Annotated in this window: 1 pseudogene; it reads left to right on the plus strand. The window is 38.8% G+C overall.

The window, feature by feature from the left end:
* Positions 1 to 374: 374 nt before the first annotated feature.
* A pseudogene (locus tag ACYVRH_RS14150) lies at positions 375 to 598 on the plus strand (hypothetical protein); the annotation flags it as partial.

Here is a 598-nt window from a genome sequence, read left to right on the forward strand (position 1 = left end):
TAGAGACTTTGGAATAAAACAAAGAAAATTCAGAGAATAAAAGTTCGGCGACGTACCCTAGATAAAGCTTTCTCCCCACCGCTGTTTAGTCGCCGAAAGGCTCGTAGGCGGGCTCTTACGAAGTTTTTACAGCGTGCGCAGCCCGCCCTGACTGCACAGGAGAGCGTATGATTTTTAAACCGTTGTATTAAGCCATCAATTAATAGTAAATTATTATTCAATCTGTATAATAATATATACATTTTCAAGCACTTTTTACAAAGGCACCCCAATTTGACACTTTTAACATTTATGTAACTCTATACAACATAAGGACTTACAAAACATAAATGCTTCTCTCTATAACTTGGCATAGTTTTTGCTAGATAAATAGCATGGATAGAACAGAATCTGTAATACAGTCAAATTTCTCCGACAGAGCGACTCGCGTTAACGTCGGCAGGGATATTGGCGAGTTAAAAACCGAAATCGTCAGAAAAACTATCCATTTTCTAATCGCCCTCACGCCAAGTTTGGCTTCCATAAACAAAATGGCGACAGCGGCTCTTTTGATAATTGGAACTTTGGGCTATACATTGATGGAATATTTGCGTCTTTC

The sequence above is a fragment of the Treponema sp. R80B11-R83G3 genome (assembly GCF_054786115.1).